Annotated in this window: 1 protein-coding gene; it reads left to right on the plus strand. The window is 54.5% G+C overall.

The window, feature by feature from the left end; translation table 11 throughout:
* Positions 1-464: hypothetical protein (locus A3773_RS19810; protein WP_197462842.1), on the plus strand; the 464-nt coding region annotated here is incomplete at both ends.

Below are 464 nucleotides of genomic sequence, written 5' to 3' on the forward strand. Positions count from 1 at the left end.
GAGGGGTGGAAGAGAGGGAAGGAGGAGGAGGGAGAGGAAGGAGAAGGGGAAGGAAAAGGGAGGCGAGAGAGAGAGGGGGAGAGGAAGAGAAGGGAAAGGAAGAAGGGAGAAGGAAAAAGGGGAAGGGGAAAAAGAGGGGGAGAAAAGGGAGGGGGGAAGAAGAAGAAAGGGAGGAGGGAGGAGAGGAGAGAGAAAAGGGAGGAGAGAGAAAAAAGGAAGGGGGAGAGGGAGGGGGGAGGGGAGGGGAAAAGGAGGGAAAGAAAGAAAAGAAAGAGAAGGGAAGGGAAGAGAGAAAGGGAGGGGGGGAAAGGAAAAAGGGGAAAAAGGAAAAAGGGAAAAGGGGGAGAGGGGGAGAGAAAGAGGGGGAGAGGGGGAAAAGGGAGGGAAGAGGAGAGGGGGGGGAAGGGGGAAAAAAAGGAAGAGGAGAAAGAAAGAGAAGGGAGGAAGGGAGAAAGAAGGAGGAA

Origin of the sequence: Neptuniibacter pectenicola (assembly GCF_001597735.1) — a bacterium.
Classification (GTDB): Bacteria; Pseudomonadota; Gammaproteobacteria; order Pseudomonadales; family Balneatricaceae; genus Neptuniibacter; species Neptuniibacter pectenicola.